The organism is Streptomyces hokutonensis (assembly GCF_042751305.1).
Classification (GTDB): Bacteria; Actinomycetota; Actinomycetes; order Streptomycetales; family Streptomycetaceae; genus Streptomyces; species Streptomyces hokutonensis_A.
The window spans coordinates 260064-280589 of sequence record NZ_JBHYWD010000012.1 but is presented as its reverse complement, the minus strand read 5'-3'; the positions used below and the strand labels follow the sequence as shown (position 1 = coordinate 280589).

17 protein-coding genes are annotated in these 20526 nt (G+C 70.6%); 6 read left to right on the top strand and 11 right to left on the bottom strand.

The genetic code is table 11. The features are described from left to right. Positions 1-34: 34 nt before the first annotated feature. Both ACFXC1_RS30470 and ACFXC1_RS30465 read right to left on the bottom strand, forming a co-directional pair. Positions 35-586 carry a RodZ family helix-turn-helix domain-containing protein gene (locus ACFXC1_RS30470; RefSeq protein WP_381248359.1) on the bottom strand — a complete coding sequence of 184 codons (552 nt, stop codon included), beginning with the start codon at positions 584-586 and terminating at the stop codon, positions 35-37. A gap of 11 nt (positions 587-597) precedes the next feature. Then, entirely contained in the window at positions 598-1104 is a 507-nt protein-coding gene (locus ACFXC1_RS30465; RefSeq protein WP_381248454.1) for a SigE family RNA polymerase sigma factor, read from the bottom strand. A gap of 302 nt (positions 1105-1406) precedes the next feature. On the opposite strand from ACFXC1_RS30465, the gene ACFXC1_RS30460 reads away from it, so the two are divergent. After that, positions 1407-1700, top strand: a complete 294-nt coding sequence (locus tag ACFXC1_RS30460; RefSeq protein ID WP_381248357.1) for a methyltransferase domain-containing protein — start codon at positions 1407-1409, stop codon at positions 1698-1700. Between the two features lie 42 nt (positions 1701-1742). On the opposite strand, the gene ACFXC1_RS30455 is transcribed toward ACFXC1_RS30460, so the two are convergent. The 3 genes from ACFXC1_RS30455 to ACFXC1_RS30445 are packed head-to-tail and all read right to left on the bottom strand — an operon-like array spanning position 1743 to position 4206. Then, complete coding sequence (locus ACFXC1_RS30455; RefSeq protein WP_381248355.1) at positions 1743-2390, bottom strand: response regulator transcription factor; 648 nt, start codon at positions 2388-2390, stop codon at positions 1743-1745. 10 nt (positions 2391-2400) lie between these two features. After that, positions 2401-3693, bottom strand: a complete 1293-nt coding sequence (locus tag ACFXC1_RS30450; protein ID WP_381248354.1) for a sensor histidine kinase — start codon at positions 3691-3693, stop codon at positions 2401-2403. A 9-nt stretch (positions 3694-3702) separates the two neighbouring features. Further along, positions 3703-4206, bottom strand: coding sequence for a hypothetical protein (locus ACFXC1_RS30445; protein ID WP_381248353.1), 504 nt, complete (start codon positions 4204-4206; stop codon positions 3703-3705). A 258-nt stretch (positions 4207-4464) separates the two neighbouring features. Between ACFXC1_RS30445 and nirB the strand changes: the two genes are divergently transcribed. Together nirB and nirD are read left to right on the top strand one after the other, a co-directional pair. Beyond that, complete coding sequence (gene nirB / locus ACFXC1_RS30440) at positions 4465-7080, top strand: nitrite reductase large subunit NirB (protein ID WP_381248351.1); 2616 nt, start codon at positions 4465-4467, stop codon at positions 7078-7080. Next, the gene (gene nirD / locus ACFXC1_RS30435) at positions 7077-7427 is read left to right on the top strand and encodes a nitrite reductase small subunit NirD (protein ID WP_381248348.1); all 351 of its coding nucleotides are present in this window, start codon (positions 7077-7079) and stop codon (positions 7425-7427) included. Before nirB ends, nirD begins: the two co-directional genes overlap by 4 nt. A 99-nt stretch (positions 7428-7526) precedes the next feature. Here nirD and ACFXC1_RS30430 read toward each other — a convergent pair whose 3' ends face one another. Continuing rightward, the gene (locus ACFXC1_RS30430) at positions 7527-8453 is read right to left on the bottom strand and encodes an oxidoreductase (RefSeq protein WP_381248346.1); all 927 of its coding nucleotides are present in this window, start codon (positions 8451-8453) and stop codon (positions 7527-7529) included. A 195-nt stretch (positions 8454-8648) separates the two neighbouring features. Between ACFXC1_RS30430 and ACFXC1_RS30425 the strand changes: the two genes are divergently transcribed. After that, a complete protein-coding gene (locus ACFXC1_RS30425) occupies positions 8649-9137 on the top strand; it encodes an excalibur calcium-binding domain-containing protein (protein WP_381248344.1) in 489 nt (162 codons plus the stop codon). A 365-nt stretch (positions 9138-9502) separates the two neighbouring features. Here the strand turns inward: ACFXC1_RS30425 and ACFXC1_RS30420 are convergent, their stop codons facing one another. The 5 genes from ACFXC1_RS30420 to ACFXC1_RS30400 form a co-directional block, all read right to left on the bottom strand. Further along, complete coding sequence (locus tag ACFXC1_RS30420; RefSeq protein WP_381248341.1) at positions 9503-9970, bottom strand: DUF4240 domain-containing protein; 468 nt, start codon at positions 9968-9970, stop codon at positions 9503-9505. Between the two features lie 870 nt (positions 9971-10840). Further along, positions 10841-11236 (bottom strand): hypothetical protein, encoded by a 396-nt coding sequence (locus ACFXC1_RS30415; RefSeq protein WP_381248338.1) that lies wholly within the window; start codon positions 11234-11236, stop codon positions 10841-10843. Positions 11237-11332: 96 nt separating this feature from the next. Next, entirely contained in the window at positions 11333-11794 is a 462-nt protein-coding gene (locus ACFXC1_RS30410) for a hypothetical protein (protein WP_381248335.1), read from the bottom strand. A gap of 223 nt (positions 11795-12017) precedes the next feature. Beyond that, complete coding sequence (ppdK, locus tag ACFXC1_RS30405; RefSeq protein WP_381248332.1) at positions 12018-14738, bottom strand: pyruvate, phosphate dikinase; 2721 nt, start codon at positions 14736-14738, stop codon at positions 12018-12020. A gap of 417 nt (positions 14739-15155) precedes the next feature. Next, the gene (locus tag ACFXC1_RS30400) at positions 15156-16358 is read right to left on the bottom strand and encodes an ROK family protein (protein ID WP_381248329.1); all 1203 of its coding nucleotides are present in this window, start codon (positions 16356-16358) and stop codon (positions 15156-15158) included. Positions 16359-16478: 120 nt separating this feature from the next. Between ACFXC1_RS30400 and ACFXC1_RS30395 the strand changes: the two genes are divergently transcribed. Together ACFXC1_RS30395 and ACFXC1_RS30390 are read left to right on the top strand one after the other, a co-directional pair. Beyond that, a complete protein-coding gene (locus tag ACFXC1_RS30395) occupies positions 16479-17897 on the top strand; it encodes an MGH1-like glycoside hydrolase domain-containing protein (protein WP_381248326.1) in 1419 nt (472 codons plus the stop codon). A gap of 64 nt (positions 17898-17961) precedes the next feature. Continuing rightward, entirely contained in the window at positions 17962-19899 is a 1938-nt protein-coding gene (locus tag ACFXC1_RS30390; RefSeq protein WP_381248323.1) for an amylo-alpha-1,6-glucosidase, read from the top strand. The last annotated feature ends 627 nt before the right edge of the window (positions 19900-20526 follow it).

Below are 20526 nucleotides of genomic sequence, written 5' to 3'. Positions count from 1 at the left end.
GGGCATGCCGAAGGCACCGGTGGCGGGGGTGGGTTCAGGAACCGGAGCCGGGCGAGACGGTGAGCGACGACGCGCTGGACGACGGCGTGCTCCGGCTCAGGTTCTCCGCGGTCGCCGTGTCGGAAGGTGTGGCGGAGGAGGTGGCGGGCGGTGTCGTAACGCCCGTGTTCCCGCCGTAAGTTGCCGTGGCCGTGGCCGAACTCCCGGTCGTGACGGGCGCGGTGGGAGTGTCCGAGGTCGTGGCGCCGGGATCGGCCAGGGATGTCGTGGCGGACGAGGTGGGCGGAGCGGTCGGGGTCTCCGACGGTGTCGGGGCCGAGCCGGTGGACGTCGGGCTGGTCACCGGCCTCGGGTGGGGCTCGGCGGGCTCGACCCGGGTCGGACCTGCGGGCAGCAGGAGCAGCCCGATACCGACGCCGGCGACGGCCAGGGCGCAGCCGACGGTCCGGCGCACCACCCTGGTACGGCGACGGACACGTACTCCCTCGTGGAGACGTTCCCGGTGTCGCGGCTCGAAGGGGACGGGCTCATGCGTGTCGCGCATCATCCGCGCCAACTGCCGTTCGAACGGATCCATTTGATCCATGGGGTCCTCCTTCACCACGTCGGCTCGATGGCATCGGTCAGGATCTGTCGCAGCCGCGCCACACCACGGGAGGCGTGGGAGCGCGCGGTGCCCACCGGACACCCGAGCGCCTCCGCGACCTGGCCCTCGGGCAGGTCCTGGTAGTAGCGCAGCACCACGGCCGCGCGCTGGTTCGGCGACAGCTGGGCGAGCGCGGCCTCCAGCCGGGACCGCTCCGCCACGTCGGCGGACACGTCCCCGGTCATCGCCCCCTCGGGCAGCCGCTCGACCGGGCGTTCGCCCCACCAGCGACGCCGGCCCGCGCGCGCCGCCGCGCGGACCATCACCTTGCGGACGTATGCCTCCGGCGCGTCCTGGGAGACCTTCGGCCAGACGAACCAGAGCTTGACCAGGGCCTCCTGCGCCAGATCCTCGGCCCGGTGCCGGTCGCCGCCGACGAGCAGACGCGCGAGATGGAGGAGTACCGACCAGCGGGCCGCCACGAACTCCTCGAACTCACCCGCCTGACCCTGCTCGATGCGCACTGTCTCTGCTCCCACTGGTTGCCTACACCGGGTAAAAGGCTGTGGGTGGCCTTCCGCGATGCAGTTGCGCTGCGTGATCTGGATCACGGGGCGTGGGCGGCACCGCTGCCGCAAGGATCTTGCGTGATCCTCGACATGGCATGCGGCACGGGCATCGTGACCCGCGGACTGCGGCGCCCGGAGCGGACGGTGGTCGGGATCGACCGTTCACCCGGGATGCCGGGCCTTGCCGGGCGGCGGATTCCGGAGGTGTCGTACGCGGCGACGCCACGCGGCTTCCCTTCGCGCCGAACTCGGTGGACGCCGTCGTGATCGTGTGGCTGCCGCATCTCCTGCCGGACCCCGCACCGGTGCCGGCCGAGGCGGCCAGAGTGCTGCGACCCGGCGGGACGGTGTTCCCCGGAACAGGGCAGGGCCGCAGCCCGCGCAGGTGGCGCGTGGTGATCGAAACGGCGCACATCCCCTGGGCCACGCACGCGGCCCAGGACCAGGTGACCGACATGTGCCGGCGGCTCGCCTGCCGACGGCTCGCCGCACTGCCGACCAGGACGCGGCCCGCCCGGACCCGCTGTATCAGCTCACCGCCCTGAAAGCGTGACATCGCACCGGGTGAGCCTGTTCTTCGCCGGGCTTCAGCGCCCGTTCTCCAGATACCGGAGTACGGCGAGCACCCGCCGGTTCCCCGTTTCCGACGGCGGCAGGTCGAGCTTGGTGAAGATGTTGGCCACGTGCTTCTCGACCGCCCGCTCGGAGACCGTGAACGCGGTGGCGATCGCGTGGTTGGTGCGGCCCTCCGCCATCAGGGCGAGGACCTCGCGTTCGCGTGGGGTGAGGGTGTCGAGGGCGGTGGACCGGCGGGCGGCGCCGAAGAGTTGGGCGACGACCTCGGGGTCGAGGGCGGTGCCGCCGGCGGCGACGCGTTCCAGGGCGCCGACGAACTCGCCGATGTCGACGACGCGTTCCTTGAGGAGGTACCCGAACCCGGCCGGGTTGCCGAGGAGTTGAGCCGCGTGGGTCGTCTCGACGTACTGCGAGAACAACAGGACGCCCGTCGCGGGGTGTTGCTCCCGCAGTCGTACGGCCGCCCGTACGCCCTCGTCGGTCTGGGTGGGCGGGAGGCGGATGTCGACGACGGCGACGTCGGGGGCGTGGGCCGCGACCGCGGCCAGTAGGGCTTCCGCGTCGCCGACCGCCTCCGCCACCTCCACGTCCCGCAGCTGGAGCAGCTGGACCAGTCCGTCGCGCAGGAGGGCCGAGTCCTCGGCGATGACGACGCGCATACCACTCCGTTCACATCTGCGGGAGTTCGACCGTGACCACCGTAGGGCCTCCGTGCGGGCTGTCGCAGGTCAGTGTGCCGTCGACGGTACGGACCCGGGCCAGCAGGCCGGTGAGTCCGGAACCGGCGCCGAGGGTCGCGCCGCCCTGTCCGTCGTCGGTGACGCGCAGCCGCAGGACTCCGTCGCGGGCGGTGACGTCGACGGCCGCGGCCGTGGCCCGGGCGTGTTTCGTCGCGTTGGCGAGGAGTTCGGCGGCGCAGAAGTAGGCGATGGTCTCGACGGCCGGGGTGGGGCGGGTGCCGATGTCGGTGGTGAGGGTGACGGGGAGCGCGCTGTCGGCGGCGAGGGTGGTGAGCGCGGCGTGCAGGCCTTCGTCGAGTACGGGCGGATGGATGCCCTTGACCAGGTGGCGCAGGTCGGTGATGGCCTGGGTGGCGTTGCCCCGGGCAGTGTCGACGACGGCGAGGACCCGGTCGGGTGCGGCCTCGGTGGTGACCAGTTCGCGGATCATGGTGAGCTGCATGGCGAGGGAGACCAGCCGGGCCTGGGTGCCGTCGTGCAGATCGCGTTCGATACGGCGGAGGGTCAGTGCCGCGTCGTCGACGGCCCGGGCGCGGGTCTCCTCCAGGGTGCGGATCCGGCGGGTCGCGGCGTCCGGGCCGAGCAGCACGGTCAGCAGGGCGCGGTGCGGGCCGAGGGCGTAACGGAGGAGGACAGGTGCGGCGGCGAGCAGCAGCAGTCCGGCCGTGAACGGGATCAACCACCTTGGCCAGGAGTCGAGTTGGAAGCCGAAGAACTCCAGTGACACGCGGCGCGTGGAGCCGTCGGCGCTGTGCACCACGTCGTAGTTCCAGCGCTTGAGCAGCGGGTGCAGGGTGAGCAGGACGCCGTAGACGTATCCGATGACGACGGCCGCGTACGCGAAGACGGCCGTGAACGGTGTCAGCAGCGCGCAGCCGGCGGCCCGCCAGCCCGCCCGGTCCAGCAGTACGCCCCGCCGCCAGCCGAGGAGCCCGCTGCCACCGGATACGCCCGGCGGTTCGATCTCCAGTCCGAGCAGTCGCCGCGCGAGCCCCCGCTGGAGCGCGCCGAGCGCCAGCGCGCCCCGCACGGTGACGGCCAGCAGCCACAGCCCGAGCGTGGTCACCGACAGCGCGCCGCCGAACGCCAGTCCGACGAGGGTGAGGAAGAAGCCGATCAAGGCGAGCGGGAGGGCGAGCACGCCGTAGAGGACGGCGGCCAGCGCGCGGCGGCCGAAGGTGGCGACCGCGAGCGTGCGGAGGCGGGAGCGGAGGCTCGGCATGGGATCAACCTAGGAGAGGAGCGACCTGGCGACACGGACCTGGACGGCGGTGAGACCCCGCACCAGCCACGGCGTCAGCAGCAGGAAGCCGATACCGCCCAGAATCGCGTGGAAGGCCCAGGCCCCGGCGAAGGTCGGGCCGCCCCACGCGCCGGCGTAGTCGTCGCCGGCGCGCAGCGGCCAGCCGAGGTTCATGGGGACGATCGCCCAGCCGTAGACCGTGATGAAGGTGGTGAGGAGGTTGAGGGGGGTGGCGAGGAGCGCGTGGCGCAGGCCGCCGCGCCGGGCGGTGCCCGGAATGTCCGCGCCCAGGAAGCGGTGGACCAGGCCCCGCTGCCAGCGTGCCGTGGGGGCGCCGAGCAGGGAGAGCGGGACGCACACCAGGCCCACGGGGAACGCGAGTACCGCGTAGGCCGTGCGGCGCCAGGTCGCGGCGGTGAAGGGCTCGCGGGCGATCCGCCACGCCCGCACCGCCCCGGTGTCGCGAACCTCCACCTGACGAACACTGTCCATGGTGCTTCCTCCTGGCCGTGAACTGCCGAAAACCGATGTCTCCAGCGTTCCGCCGCCGCCCGCCGTACACGATGGTGCCTGCACGGAAGTGCGGGGTTCGGTTAACCGAACCGGCGCTGACCGGCCCGTCCTCACACTCCGCCCCCGGCGCGCGCCCGGAACCCTCACACCCCCCGCGTGCTCCCGCTGAGGGCAGCGTTCCTCACGGGAAACAGCTGGGATGCGGTCGGGTAACACCGAAGTCGCAGGCTCCTGGACATGACCTCGAATCCGCGTGTGGTGCCCACCATCGTGCTCGTCGGCCACGGCATGGTCGGTCAGCGCTTCCTCGAAGCGCTCGCCGAGCGCGGCCTGACCGCGACACACCGCGTGGTCGTGCTGTGCGAGGAGCCGCGCCCGGCCTACGACCGCGTCCAGCTCACCTCGTACTTCTCGGGCCGCACCCCCGAGGAACTGTCGCTCACGGACGCGGGGTTCATCAAGGACCACGGCATCGAGCTGTACGTCGGCGACCCGGCCGAGACGATCGACCGGGCGGCGAAGACGGTAACGGCCCGCTCCGGGCTGGTGGTCGAGTACGACGCCCTTGTACTCGCCACCGGCTCCTACCCGTTCGTGCCGCCCGTCCCGGGCAAGGACTCCGACGGCTGTTTCGTCTACCGCACGATCGAGGACCTGCTCGCGATCGAGGCGTACGCCAAGTCGCGGGCCACGACGGGTGCGGTGGTCGGCGGCGGGCTGCTCGGCCTGGAGGCGGCCGGTGCGCTCAAGGGGCTCGGACTGGCCACGCACATCGTGGAGTTCGCGCCCCGGCTGATGCCGGTGCAGGTCGACGAGGGCGGTGGCGCGGCCCTGCTGCGCACCATCGAGGACATGGGTCTCACGGTCCACACGGGGACCGGTACGCAGGAGATCGTCGCCGGCGCGGACGGCGCGGTCACCGGCATGAAGCTGTCGGACGGTTCCGAACTCGCCACGGACATGGTGGTGTTCAGCGCCGGTGTCCGCCCCCGCGACCAACTCGCCCGGGAATCCGGGCTGTCGGTCGGCGAGCGCGGCGGCATCTCGGTCGACGAACAGTGCCGTACGGTCACCGACCCGCACGTCTTCGCGATCGGCGAGTGCGCGCTGGCGGCGGACGGCCGGGTGTACGGCCTGGTGGCGCCCGGCTACGAGCAGGCGGAGACGGTCGCGGCGACCATCGCGCAGGACGAATCGGCGTTCACCGGCGCCGACTTGTCGACCAAGCTGAAGCTGCTCGGCGTGGACGTGGCGTCCTTCGGCGACGCGCACGGCGCCACCGCGGACTGCCTCGACGTCGTCTACTCCGACGCGCGGGCCGGGACGTACAAGAAGCTGGTGATCGGCCGGGGCGGCGAGCTGCTGGGCGGCATCCTGGTCGGCGACGCGGAGGCCTACGGCACGCTGCGCGCGTTCACGGGGTCCGTACCGCCGGTCTCCCCCGAGCAGTTGGTGCTGCCGGCCGGTTCCGGGGGCGCCGTCCAACTCGGCCCGTCCGCGCTGCCCGACGAGGCGGTCATCTGCTCCTGCCACAACGTCACCAAGGGCACGATCCGCGGCGCGGTGACGGACCACTCCTGCACGAGCGTGCCGGAGGTGAAGAAGTGCACCAAGGCCGGTACCGGGTGCGGGAGTTGCGTCAAGGTGCTCGGCCAGCTGGTCACCGCCGAGCTGGAGGCGAACGGCGTCGAGGTCGACAAGGGCCTGTGCGGCTGCTTCGCGCAGACCCGCGAGGAGCTGTACGAGATCGCCCTCGCGCTGCGCATCAACACCTACCAGGACCTGCTGGACCGCTACGGCCGTGAGGGCGCCCGGGGCGGCGACGGCTGCGAGATCTGCAAGCCGACGGTCGCCTCGATCATCGCGTCCCTCGCCCCGACGATCGGCGCGAGCGGCTATGTCCTGGACGGCGAGCAGGCGGCCCTCCAGGACAGCAACGACCACTTCCTCGCCAACCTCCAGAAGAACGGCTCCTATTCGATCGTGCCGCGCATCCCCGGCGGCGAGATCACCCCCGAGAAGCTCATCGTGATCGGCGAGGTGGCCCGCGACTTCGGCCTCTACACGAAGATCACCGGCGGCCAGCGCATCGACCTCTTCGGCGCGCGGGTGGAGCAACTCCCGTTGATCTGGGCGAGGTTGGTGGACGCGGGCTTCGAGTCCGGCCACGCGTACGGAAAGGCCCTGCGCACGGTGAAGTCCTGCGTCGGGCAGACCTGGTGCCGCTACGGCGTCCAGGACTCGGTGCGGATGGCGATCGACCTGGAGCTGCGCTACCGGGGACTGCGCTCGCCGCACAAGCTCAAGTCGGCGGTGTCCGGCTGCGCCCGCGAGTGCGCCGAGGCCCAGTCGAAGGACTTCGGGGTCATCGCAACCGCCAACGGCTGGAACCTGTACGTCGGCGGCAACGGCGGCGCGACCCCGCGCCACGCGGACCTGCTGGCACAGGACTTGACCGATGCCGAACTGATCCGTCTGATCGACCGATTCCTGATGTTCTACATCCGCACGGCCGACCGCCTCGAGCGCACGAGCGTGTGGCTGGAGCGGATCCCGGGCGGCCTGGACCACATCCGGGACGTGGTCGTGGAGGACTCGCTCGGCATCTGCGAGGAGCTGGAGTCGCTGATGGCCGCGCATGTCGCCGGGTACCGCGACGAGTGGGCCGAGACCATCAACGACCCCGAGAAGCTGGGCCGATTCGTTTCCTTCGTGAACGCGCCGGACACGCCGGACCCGGTCGTCGGCTTCGTCCCCGAGCGCGACCAGATCAAGCCCGACCTGCCGCTGCTGACCATCGGCATGCGGCCGCAGCAGACCGCCGACGTCCTGGAAGGAAGCGCCCAGCGATGACCCTGGCTCCCGAGACGACCGACCTGAAGGTCCAACTCCAGCTCGCCGACGGCTGGTTCACCGTCTGCGACCTCAACCGGCTCACCCCCGGCCGCGGGGTGGCGGCCCTGCTGCCGGACGGCCGCCAGGTCGCCCTGTTCCGCGACCGCGCCGGCACCCTCTACGGCATCGACAACCGCGACCCCTTCAACGGCGCGGCCGTCCTCTCCCGCGGCCTGACCGGCACCCACCAGGGCCGCCCGTTCGTGGCCTCGCCGCTGCTCAAGCAGCGGTTCGACCTGGTGTCCGGGGAGTGCCTGGACGATGCGTCGGTGCGGGTGGAGACGTACGAGGTGCGCAGCGCGTGACAGCGGATGCTTTAACAACGGTCACTTGACTGACCGTTCCAGAAGAACCTGGGCTGCCGAGCATGGCCAGGACCAAGGGCCGAAGTAGCCGCCACGGCCCTACGCCTTGAGTTGGTCGTACACGACCCCGGTCATCTCCTCCGAGGCCGCCCAAAGCCGTTGCCCCATCGCGTCGTTGAGGGTCCACGGCGCCCGCCAGGAGCGGGCCGGTGCCCCGCGCCACATCGCAACTCGCGGACCGTAGAAGGAATCGGGGCGTACGTCGGGCGCGGTCGCCGCGTAGAGGGAAGGCAGCGCGCCGGCCTCCGCGGACTGGGCGAAGACGCGGTTGCCGAGTTCCATGACCCGCTCCGCACCCCTGCGCCCCTCCGCCCGCGGCCCGGCGGCCTGGAGGTTGGTGGCGGCGTACCCGGGATGGGCGGCGGTGGCGACCACCCCCGAACCGGCCGCCGCGAGCCGCCGCGCCAGTTCGTGCGTGAAGAGCAGATTGGCGGACTTGGAGCGGGAGTAGGCGGTCCAACGACCGTACCGCCGCCCGCTGTTGAGATCGTCGATGTCGATGTTGGCGAGCGTGTGCATGAAGCTGGAGACGGTGACGATCCGCGCCTCCGGCGCGTCGAGCAGAGCCGGCAGCAGCAGCCCGGTCAGCGCGAAGTGCCCGAGATGATTGACACCGAAGTGCGTCTCGAAGCCGTCCACCGTCGTGCCGTACGGCATCGCCATGACCCCGGCGTTGTTGACGAGCAGATCGAGCCGCTCGTACGGGAAGGCGGCCGCGAACTCCCGTACGGAGGACAGGTTCCCGAGATCCAACCGCCCGAACTGCGCCTCGGCGCCCGGCACTTCGGCGACGATCCGGTCGGCGGCCTCACTCCCCCGCACCTCACTGCGGCAGGCGAGCACCACCCGCGCACCCTTGCGGGCCAGCTCCCGCGCGGTGACGTAGCCGAGCCCGCTGTTGGCCCCGGTGACGACGGCTACCCGGCCGCGCTGATCGGGGACAGCCTTCTCGCTCCAACCGGACATGGTCGGCTCCTCCCGTCGACGCGCGAATCCCGGCATGCATCCCGGTGCACGAAGAGCGTACGAGAGCCGGACCGGCCCCGCGCCTCCCACGCCGAGTGACGCGACCGTCACGGACCATCACAGGTTGGTCACTCCTCCTTCACACATCCCGTCCCGGCATTACCTTCCATGCCACACCGGACACAGGGGGACGAGATGACTCATCCGTACGCGATGCCACCCGTACCACCGACGCCCCAGCCGGACCAGCCCGCACCCCGCTGGGCCCGCAAGCGGTATGTGCTCCCGGCCCTCGCGCTGGCCCTCTTCATAGGCGCGGGTATCGGCGCCTCCGGCCAGGACACGAAGAAGGACACGACGGCCGACGCGAAGCCGGCAGCGGCGAAGCCCCAGCCGACGATGACGGTCACGGCGACCGCGACGGAGACCGCGGTCCCGTCCCCCGCGCCCACGGTGACCGCGACGAAGACCGTCAAGGTGACCAAGACGGTGACGGCGGAGGCGGTGGCGGGGAGCGGCTCCGGTTCGGGTTCCGGGTCCGACGACAGCGGCTCCGGCGGCACGAGCACCTACTACGCGAACTGCACCGCCGCCCGCGCCGCCGGTGTCACGCCCCTCTACCGGGGCGATCCCGGCTACGACTCCCACCTCGACCGGGACGGGGACGGGGTCGCCTGCGAGTGACCGCGGCGGGGACGTGGGGCACCCGGCACCCCTCCGACCGGGCGGGGACTACCGGTTGATGCGGCTCAAGTCGGCGTACCGGCCACCGACCGGTGCCGCCACCGCGGACAGCCGCTCCAACTGCTCGGCGGAGAGCACCAGTTCGTCCGCCACCGGCAACATACGGTCCTCCAGAGGCAGGGGCCCCACCACGGCCGCCGGTGGGCTTGCCTCCACCCCGACGCCGCACGAGCGCCACGAGCTTGTGGAACTGCCGCTCGCTCCCACCCGCGAACAGACCAACCCACACACCGACAAACAGCACTGCCAAATACCCGGCGCCAGGAGGACCGACCTACGAGGTCCCCGTCAAGCGGTAGTGCACCTCAGCTCCCCAGGCTCGGCCATCCATCCCTGTTGGAGTAGCTCTCGAAGCAGTACCGGGTTGAGCGGTCCCACTCCCTCCCGGTAGCGAGTTCGTATGCCCGATCCGGCACATACAGCAGCCACTCCCCGTCAAACACGGTGGAGGTGTACGGGGCGAACTTGTCGACGTCGAAGAAGACGCCTTCCCATACGGCTTGTCCTGCGGCGACGACAGCGCAACGGGCGTACAGGAACCCGTCGGCGGACTGTGGCAAGGGCACGCCGTTCCGACCCGTCAGGTCGACAACGGAGAGCGTCCCGAACTTCTCTTGGTCGAGGCGGTACAGAGCCTCGGCATGTCGTTCCGCGAAGCCGATGATGTCGGGGACCGAACAGCGGCTCAGCTCCTCGGCCAGGCGTCGGCAACTCACCTGCGTGGCTTCGCCGTTCAGAGTGGCTATCAGTGCCCAGAAGGCGGCCCATGTCATTCTCACTGGCGCAGGATGTCACCGGCCAACAGCGATTCCAGCTCATGCCGTTCCATGGTCACCCCGGTAAAGTTGTGAGGGGGGGTGGGTACGGAGCCATTCGGCGTCCCGGGACCCAGTGGTCCGGGGACTCCTGTCCGGCCACCCCCCTTAGCCGCCGTGTTCCTCGGTGAGAACATCGAACCGGCTCATCTCTGCCACGGAAGCTAACAGCCCCCACTGACAACGCCGTTGGGGAAGTGACCAGGCAGCCACGACAGCCGTGCCATGTCGACCGGGGAACCACGGGGACCGACTCGGCAGTCAGCTCGGTGGACAGGCACCTTCCATCGCAGGTCAGCACGGGAGACGGGCCAAAGTGCACGAGCTTCCCAAAATGATCGCCCGCTGCCGACCTTGACCCCGACAGCATGTCCTGATCGGCTGAGCCCATGGCCGCAGATCCCAACGAGTACGAGAAGGCGATGCCGATCGTGGCAGCGCACCTCGCGAAGGTAGAGCGAGCGGTTGACCGAACCTGTGCCTCGTATGCCGGACAACCGTATGCAGCAGTCCATCAGGCACTTGTCGAGGCGCTGCAAGACGAGGACGCTCAGCGCGTCGTACCGCAGGTCATCGAGGAGTTGGCTCGCCGAATATCCGGGACGCCGCCCACGCGCTGAGGGGGCAGAGTGAGTGTCCAGCTGCGTCACAACGCCGACGAACACCGGCGGACGCCCACGCATGACCACGAACTGTCACGGCAGTTCAGAGCCGCATCGACCCAAAGCAGCTCCCGCCCAAGTTGCTTCGGGACGAAGCGGTCGAGAGTTCGAGGCTCGTAAGGCCGATAGGCGTAACGTCGGCTTCGCCAGTCGGACGCTCCTACGGTCAGGCCAGCGCGGACATGAAGCCGCCGCGGGCGGTGCCCGAGGACAGCAGGGCAGACCAGTCGAGGGCCTCGGGCAGGTGGTCCAAAGACAGAACGACCGCTCCGCCGGCCTGCTCGGCATCCGCGCACCAGTCACCCATGCCGTCAGATGCCGTGCCGTCGACGGCCCCGCCGACCACCGGCGCAGCGAGAGCGGGGACGACGAGCCCGTGGTCCCCGGGTCCGTCCACCACGCACAGGGTGAGTCGGGGAACGATGCTCCAGCCCTCGCACAAAGGCACCGCCCCGTCCGACGCGGTCAGCAGCGGCAAGGCATCGTGGACCGGCGCGTCGGCCAGCAGGAGCACGGGCGTGGCACCACGGACGAACAGCGTGTTCTCAGGATCCAGCAGCACGGGACCACTCTCGCAGGCCGAGGCATCGGAGCCGCAACGGGGTACCGAGGCGGCCGACGGGCATGCGTCGGCCACAGCAGGATTCTGATCGAACGCCTAAAGCGGTTGCCCACTGCGGAGTTGATCCTCAACCTTCCGCCGTACATCAGCGAACCGCTCATCCTGGCGAGTCCCACCTGCCAGATCACTCAGGGCGTACGCCGTGTACGTGAACCCGTCCGTCGTGTGGAACCGCGCACCCCCATTGCCGAGGCTCACCGCGCCGACACGCGACCACGGCAGACGCTGAGTGCCCCAGGGATTCACCATGACGATCATGTCCGTCGCGAGTTCCAGGCGTATGCGCAGCAGCCCCCACCAGGCGAAGAGGCCGAACCCCAGCGCGACGGCGGTAGCGATCCCCGCGGAGCCCGCGGACTGTGTGCCCGGGTGGGAGAGCACGCCCAGCCAGGCGGTCAGCGCCCCGCACGCCGGGCCGACAGCCAGCACGTAGCCGATGAGCCGACCGGACCGGCCGACCCGCCACACACCGATGACGCCGTCTCGTACATCGTCCACGATGGGAATGATCCTCGCCCGTGCCTCACAACGGAACCGCGCGAGCAACGGAGCCGCCAGCAGTCGACCGCCTGCCGGCCAACACACAGAGGGGCGGCACCCCCGCACAGGGTGCCGCCCCTCCTTCGTGATCCGGAACCGCCGCCCATCGGTGAGGGTCGGGGACAGGCGACGGTTCCGGCGTTCAGTGGCCGTACGACCTACCAGCGGTCGGCCCCACGGCCTATCGGTGATCGCTCCCCTGCGCCACCGAAGCCGCCCGCCCCGCCTCCAACCGCGCCACCGGAATCCGGAACGGCGAGCACGAGACGTAGTCCAGCCCCACCTCGTGGAAGAAGTGGACCGACTCGGGGTCGCCGCCGTGTTCGCCGCAGACGCCGAGCTTGAGGTCCGGGCGGGTCTCGCGGCCGGCCTTCGCCGCCAGTTTCACCAGCGAACCGACACCGTCCCTGTCGATCGTCTCGAACGGGCTGACTCCGAAGATGCCCTTCTCCAGGTAGGCCGTGAAGAACGAAGCCTCCACGTCGTCGCGGCTGAAGCCCCACACCGTCTGGGTGAGGTCGTTCGTGCCGAAGGAGAAGAACTCGGCCGCCTCGGCGATCTGGCCCGCCGTCAGGGCGGCGCGCGGGAGTTCGATCATCGTGCCGATGGACAGCTTCAGCGATGTGCCCGTCGCCGCCTCCACCTCCGCGATGACCTGGTCGGCTTCCTCGCGGACGATCTCCAGTTCCTGGACCGTGCCGACGAGCGGGATCATGATCTCGGCGCGCGGGTCGCCCTTCGCCGCCTTGCGTTCGGCGGCGGCCTCGGCGATCGCCCGTACCTGCATCGTGAACAGGCCGGGGATGACCAGGCCCAGGCGTACGCCCCTCAACCCCAGCATCGGGTTCTGCTCGTGCAGGCGGTGGACCGCCTGGAGGAGGCGGAGGTCGTTCTCGTGGGACTCCTGGCGGGACTCGGCCAAAGCCACCCGGACCGACAACTCCGTGATGTCCGGCAGGAATTCGTGCAGCGGCGGGTCCAACAGGCGGACCGTCACCGGGAGTCCGTCCATCGCCTTGAACAGCTCGACGAAGTCCGCCTTCTGGAGCGGGAGAAGCGCCTTGAGGGACTCCTCGCGTTCGGTGTCCGTGTCGGCCAGGATCAGGCGTTCCACCAGCTCCCGGCGGTCGCCGAGGAACATGTGCTCCGTACGGCACAGGCCGATGCCCTGGGCGCCGAAGCGGCGGGCGCGCAGCGCGTCCTCGGCGTTGTCAGCGTTGGCGCGTACCCTCAACCGCCGTACGCGGTCGGCGTATCCGATGATCCGGTGCACGGCCTCGACCAGCTCGTCGGCGTCGTCGGCGCCCGCGTGCATGCGGCCCTCGAAGTACTCGACGACGGGGGACGGGACGACGGGGACCTCACCGAGGTACACCTTGCCGCTGGAGCCGTCGATGGAGATCACGTCGCCCTCCTCGACGACGTGTCCGCCCGGCACGACCATCCGGCGGCGCTTGGTGTCGACCTCCAACTCCTCGGCGCCGCACACACACGTCTTGCCCATGCCTCGCGCCACGACCGCCGCGTGGGACGTCTTGCCGCCACGGGACGTCAGGATGCCCTCGGCCGCGATCATGCCGTCGAGGTCGTCGGGGTTGGTCTCGCGGCGGACCAGGATGACCTTCTCGCCCGAACGCGACCACTTCACCGCCGTGTACGAGTCGAAGACCGCCTTGCCGACCGCCGCGCCCGGCGAGGCCGCGATGCCCCGGCCGACCTGCTGGACCTTGGCGTCCTCGTCGAAGCGCGGGAACATCAGCTGCGCCAACTGGGCACCGGTGACCCGCTGGAGGGCCTCGGCCTCGTCGATCAGTCCCTGGTCGACGAGTTGGGTGGCGATCCGGAAGGCCGCGCCCGCCGTGCGCTTGCCCACCCGCGTCTGAAGCATCCACAACTGGCCGCGCTCGATGGTGAATTCGATGTCGCAGAGATCCTTGTAGTGGTTCTCCAGGGTCTTCATGATCTGCATGAGCTGGTCGTACGACTTCTTGTCGATCTGCTCGAGTTCCGCGAGCGGGACCGTGTTTCGGATGCCGGCTACGACGTCCTCGCCCTGCGCGTTCTGCAAGTAGTCGCCGTACACGCCCTGGTGGCCGCTGGCGGGGTCGCGGGTGAAGGCGACGCCGGTGCCCGAGTCGGGGCCGAGGTTGCCGAAGACCATCGAGCAGACGTTGACGGCGGTGCCGAGGTCGTGCGGGATGCGTTCCTGGCGGCGGTAGAGCTTGGCGCGGTCGGTGTTCCAGGAGTCGAAGACCGCGTGGATGGCGAGGTCCATCTGCTCGCGCGGGTCCTGCGGGAAGTCGCGGCCGGCCTCGGTCTTGACGATCCGCTTGAAGCGGGTGACCAGCTTCTTCAGGTCGGCCGCGTCCAGCTCGGTGTCGACCGTGACCTTCTTGGCCTCCTTGGCCTTGTCGAGGGCCTCCTCGAAGAGGTCGCCGTCGACGCCGAGGACGGTCTTGCCGAACATCTGGATGAGGCGGCGGTAGGAGTCCCACGCGAAGCGCTCGTCGCCCGCCTGCTTCGCCAGGCCCTGCACGGACTTGTCGGAGAGGCCGATGTTCAGGACGGTGTCCATCATGCCGGGCATGGAGAACTTCGCCCCGGAACGGACCGACACGAGGAGAGGGTTGTCGGCCTGCCCCAGCTTCTTGTCCATCGTCGACTCGAGCGCGTCGAGGTGTGCACTCACCTCGTCACGCAGTGCCGCCGGCTCCTCGCCACTGTCGAGGTAGGTCTTGCACGCCTCGGTGGTGATGGTGAAGCCGGGAGGCACGGGAAGGCCCAGGTTCGTCATCTCGGCGAGGTTGGCACCCTTGCCGCCGAGGAGGTCCTTGAGGTCCTTGTTTCCCTCGGTGAAGTCATAGACGAACTTCGCTACGTGGGGTTCTTTGTTTTCCGACACGGGTCTCGACTCCTCGGGACGCGGGTGGCTGCCCTGACGGCCAGGAACATACCCAGATCGAAGGCGCCTGGGTACGTCCACTTGCATGTCATGCGTCCGTAACCAGTCGTCCGCCAGCGGATCGAAAGTCAAAGCTCGGCAAGCGAACGTCGTCGGGTGTTTTCACTTCTTGAACGCGACCAGGCCCATCTGCGGCATTTTCCGCTCACCTGAGCGGGCTACACGCTCGCCTGATTTCGATCGATGAACGATCAAGGGGTGGCACGGAGTGCCACCCCTTGGAGAAGTGCAGCCGCTCAAGATCCGCTCACCTGAGCGCCACCCCTATCAAAGGTGGTGAGAATCACGCTTCCACACCCAGCCGGATTTCACCATGCGGACGGACACCGGACACGTCCCGGAACCGAAACGCGGACGTCACATCCCCAGCGCGAGCAGCCGCTCCTCGACCCGCTCCGGCGCGTACAGGTACTCCACGACCAGCGCCCCCGCACCCACAAGACCGGCCCGCTCCCCGAGCCGCGAGGTCAGGACGTGCAGGTGAGCGGTGGAGCGCGGCAGCGCCCGCTGGTACAGCAGCTCCCGTACGCCCGTGAGGAACGAGGTTCCGGCCAGGTCTCCCGCGATCATCAGGACACCGGGGTTGAGCAGCGTCACCACGGTCGCCAGGACGTCCCCGACCTGCCGTCCCGCCTCGCGGGCGAACGCCGCCGCTCCCGGGTGCCCCGAGGCCAGCAGGTCCCGTACGTCAGAGCCGGACGCGGCCGGCACCCCGGTCTCGGCCAGCCGCCGCGCGACGGCGCCACCACTGGCGACGGCCGCGAGACAGCCGTAGGACCCGCACCGGCACAGGGCCTGCGCGCCCGCCGGGATCCGGATGTGGCCGATGTCGCCGGCGCCGCCGTCGATCCCCCGGAAGATGGAGCCGCCGACGACGACCCCGGCGCCGATACCGGTCGAGACCTTGACCAGGACGAAGGCCTGGCAGTCGGGGTGGCCGGTGCGCTGTTCGCCGTAGGCCATGAGGTTGGCGTCGTTGTCGACGAGAACCGGTACCCGGGGGGCGCCGGTGTGTTCGGTGAAGGCGCGGGCCAGGCGGCCTCTTATGTCGTAGCCGTCCCAGCCGGGCATCATCGGCGGCTGGACGACGCGGCCGGTGTCGGTGTCGACCGGGCCGGGGACCGCGAGCCCGATGCCGCAGACCTCGGACGCCCGGTGTCCGGCCTTCTCCAGCAACTCGGCGAACCAGCGGCCGAGTTCACCCAGTACGGCGTCGGGGCCGTCCTCGATGACGAGCGTGCCGCCGTGCTCGGCGAGGATCTCGCCGGTGAGCGAGAGGACGCAGGCGCGCGCGTGGCGGGTGTCCAGGTCCGCCGCGAGGACCACGGCGTGGGCGTCGTCGAATTCGAGGGTGATCGAGGGTCTGCCGCCCAGCGGGGAGTCCACGGGGCCGCCCGCGCCCTCGCGCAGCCAGCCCGCGCGGAAGAGCCGGTCCAGGCGCTGGCCGACGGTCGCGCGTGAGAGTCCGGTCACCTGTTGGAGGGCGCCTCGGGTCGTTGCGCGCCCGGTGCGCACCAGTTCGAGCAGATCTCCGGCGCTCCCTTGACCTCTTCCCGTCATGCGCACCCCCTTGTGTTTCTCAACCCTGCATTACATATTGAGTTTTGCGTGTTAAATAGACGTAACCCTACGGTAGCCATGACCGAACCGGTCGGCACGATGTGTTTCGTGGAGTCCCGAGTGGATCGCACTGCCCAGCTCACAGCCCTCCCGGTGGAGCACCACCTCGTATACGATCCGCCGTCTTTGTCAGGTTCGCTGCACCTCAGGGCGGCTGCCGTACTCGAAGGGAACTGGACGGGAACCTCAACGGTCCCCTCTCGTGGTCTGTATCCGCACCAGTGGTCCTGGGACTCCGCGTTCATCGCGATCGGTCTGCGGCACCTCTCGCCGCTGCGGGCGCAGACGGAGCTGGAGACGCTGCTCGCCGCCCAGTGGGGCGACGGCCGTATCCCGCACATCGTCTTCAACCCCTCCGTGCCGCTCGACGCGTACTTCCCGAGCCCCGACTTCTGGCGCTCCTCGACCGCGGGCCACACCGCGGGCGCCCCGCGCACCGTACAGACCTCGGGCATCGTGCAGCCACCGGTCCACGCGCTGGCGGCGTGGCTCGTGCACTGCGCGGACCCGGGCCTCTCCCGCGCGCGCGGCTTCCTGGCAGGCGTCTACCCGCGGCTGGCCGCCTGGCACCGCTATCTGCTGCACCGGCGGGACCTCGGCGGGGGCGGGCTCGCGTCCGTCGTGCACCCCTGGGAACAGGGTATGGACAACAGCCCTTGCTGGGACGCCCCCCTCTCCCGCGTGACCCCCGCTCCGGCCCGTTCCTTCCGCCGTGCCGACCTCGACCACGGGGCCGCCGAGGACCGGCCCACGGACCTCGACTACGGCCGTTACGTGCGGCTCGCGACGGACTACCGGGACGGCGAATACGCCGACGGGGCAAGCGAGTTCGCGGTGGAGGACCCCTCCTTCAACGCCCTGCTCATCGCCTCCGAGCACGCGTTGGCCCGTATCGCACGGGAGTTGGGCGCGACGGGCACGGCCCGGCACGCACGCGCGGAGCGGCTGACCGGGGTCCTGATCGAGCGGCTGTGGGACCCGGCGGAAGGCATGTTCTTCTGCCGCGACCTGCGCGGCGAGGGCCTCATCCCCGAGCGCAGCGTCTCCGGTCTGATCCCGCTCCTCCTCCCCGACCTGCCCCGGGACATCACCGCGGCCCTCGTCCGTACGGCGTCCGGACCGCACTTCGGGCTCGGCGACAGCACCCGACTCCCGCCCAGCTACGACCTGTTGGGCGAGGCCTTCGACCCGCACCGCTACTGGCGCGGACCGGCCTGGTTCAACACGAGCTGGCTGCTGGAGCGCGGACTGCGGCTGCACGGCGAGCAGTCGCGGGCGGAGGCACTGCGCGAGGCCGTCCTGGAGACGGCCGCCGCCACCGACTTCGCCGAGTACGTCGACCCGCACGACGGCGAGGCGTGCGGCGCGACCGGCTTCAGCTGGACCGCCGCACTGACCCTCGATCTGCTTCACGAGCCCCCGGGCACGGCGTGTCCGGCGCGGGTCTCGGCACGTTCGACATGCGTGGCACAGAAGTGAACGCAGCAGCAGTGAACGGCACGGAAGCCAAGGGCGCCAAGAGAGTCAAGGGAGGGGACCGGGGATGACGGACCGGCATCATCTGCTCGTGCACGGCGGGACGTTCGCAGCCGTGGGCGACGGCGGGGACATCAGCGGCGTACGGGGCGGCAGTTCCCCGGACGGGTTATTCGTACGGGACGCCCGGCACCTGAGCCGCTGGCAGTTGACGGTCGACGGCGCGGTGCCGGAGGCACTGACACCGGTGGCCGACGGGGACATGGCGCGCTGTGTCCTGGTCCCGCGCGGTGGCCGGCAGGAGCCGCCCGCGCACACGCTCTTCCGTGAACAGGCCGTCGGCGACGGCTCGTTCGTCGAGTCGCTGAAGGTGACCAGCAACCGGCCGGTGCCGACCACGGTCCGGCTCGCGGTCACCGCGGACGCCGACTTCACCGACCAGTTCGAACTCCGCTCCGACTACCGCACCTACGCCAAGACCGGCGCCACCCGCTCCCGCCAAGTCCTCGACGACGGCGTGGAGTTCGCCTACCAGCGCGGCGAATGGCGATCCTGTACGACGGTCACGGCCGAGCCCGCCCCCGACGGCGTCGAGGAGACAGGCACCGGCGCCCGCCGCATGGTGTGGACCCTCGACCTCGAACCGCACGGCACCGCCGAGCTGGCCCTGCGCGTGATGGCCCGCCCGCACGGCGACAAGCGGGCGCTGCGGGTACCGCGCTCACCGGCCGCCCTGAACGAGCAACTCCTCGCGCTGGAGGGTGAGTACGTCCAGGGCGTCTCCTTCCCCACCGGCTGGCCGGAGCTGGCCGCGGCCTGCGCCCGGGGCCTGTCGGACCTGGCCTCGCTCCAGGTCCCGGCGATAGGCCTCGACGGCGAGGAGTTGCGGGTACCGGCGGCGGGCGCGCCCTGGTTCCTGACCCTCCTGGGCAGGGACGCGCTCCTGACCTCCCTCTTCGCGCTCCCCTACCGCCCCCAACTCGCCGCGGCCACCCTCCCCGCCCTCGCCGCGACCCAGGCGACGGCGGTCGGCCCCGAGTCGGTGTCGCAGCCCGGCAAGATCGTGCACGAGGTGCGGCACGGCGAGCTGGCGCACTTCGGGCAGGTGCCGTACGGGCGTTACTACGGCTCGGTCGACGCGACCCCGCTGTTCCTGGTGCTGCTCGGCGCGTACGTCGAGCAGACCGGCGACACGGCACTCGCCCGGCGCCTGGAGTCCAACGCCCGTGCGGCGGTGGGCTGGATGCTCGACCACGGCGGTCTGACCTCGCGCGGCTATCTGGTCTACCGCGCCGACCAGGGCGGCCTGGCCAACCAGAACTGGAAGGACTCCCCCGGCGCCATCTGCGGGGCCGACGGCACCCGCGCAAGCGGTCCCGTGATGGCGGCGGGGGCCCAGGGGTACGCGTACGACGCGCTGCGCCGCACCGCGTGGGTGGCGCGGACGGTGTGGGAGGACGAGACGTACGCGGCCCTCCTGGAGCAGGCGGCGGCCGACCTGCGGGACCGTTTCCAGCAGGACTTCTGGATGCGGGACCACTCCTTCCCGGCGCTTGCGCTGGACGGGGAGGGCCGCCAGGTAGACGCGCTGGCGTCCGACGCGGGCCATCTCCTCTGGTCCGGGCTCCTCGACAAGGAGTACGGCGAACTGGTCGGCCGCAGGCTCCTGGAGCCGGACTTCTTCTCCGGCTGGGGCGTCCGCACGCTCGCCTCCGGGCAGGCGGCGTACCACCCGCTCTCCTACCACCGGGGTTCGGTCTGGCCGCACGACAACGCCCTGATCACGCTGGGCCTTTCCCGCTACGGCCTGCACGACGAGGCCCGTACGGTCGCCCACGCGCTGGTCGACGCGGCGACAGCGGCCGGCCACCGGCTCCCTGAGGTCCTCGCGGGCTACGGCCGCGACACCCACCCGGAGCCGGTTCCGTACCCGCACGCGTGCGTGCGGGAGTCCAGGTCGGCGGCGGCCCCGCTGGCGCTGCTCACGGCGGTTGGGGGCGCGTGACGGAACGGTGATAAGCCGTTTGCCGGGTGTTTGCCCAGTTCCGTGAACGGGCGCACGAGGCAACTCGTACGGAATGACGGCGGCCCTGCCTCCCCAGCGAGGGTCTGGCCGGCCAGGTCCCAACGGGCCGCCACTCCGACTACGGGCTCCTCATGGAAGGACCTTCGGGTTGCCTCAGCACACGAGCACACGCCAGTCACCGAACACGGCCGGGGCAGCCGATGGCCAGGTTCCGCCGCCGGGCGTCGACGGCGACGTCGACATCAGCGGGGACGTCGACACGGAGCCGACGCCGGGCGACGCGACAGCGATACCGGGCGACGGTGGGGCCGGGGTGAAGGCCGAGGCCGAGCCTTCCGAGACCGCCGCGCCCGAGCGGCCGGAAGCGGCCGGGACCGGAACCGGGCGAGTCGTGGCGACTCCGGCCGAGGCCGGGAAGGTCGTAGCGGCTGCGGCCGCGACCGGCAAAGCCACAGCGGCTCCGGCCGCGACCGGCAAAGCCACAGCGGCCACAGCGGCTCCGGCCGTGACCGGAAGGGCCGTAGAGGCTCCCGTCGAGGCCGGGAAGGTCGTAGCGACTCCGGCCGCGAGCGGAAAGGCCGTAGGGGCTCCCGCCAAGGCCAGGAA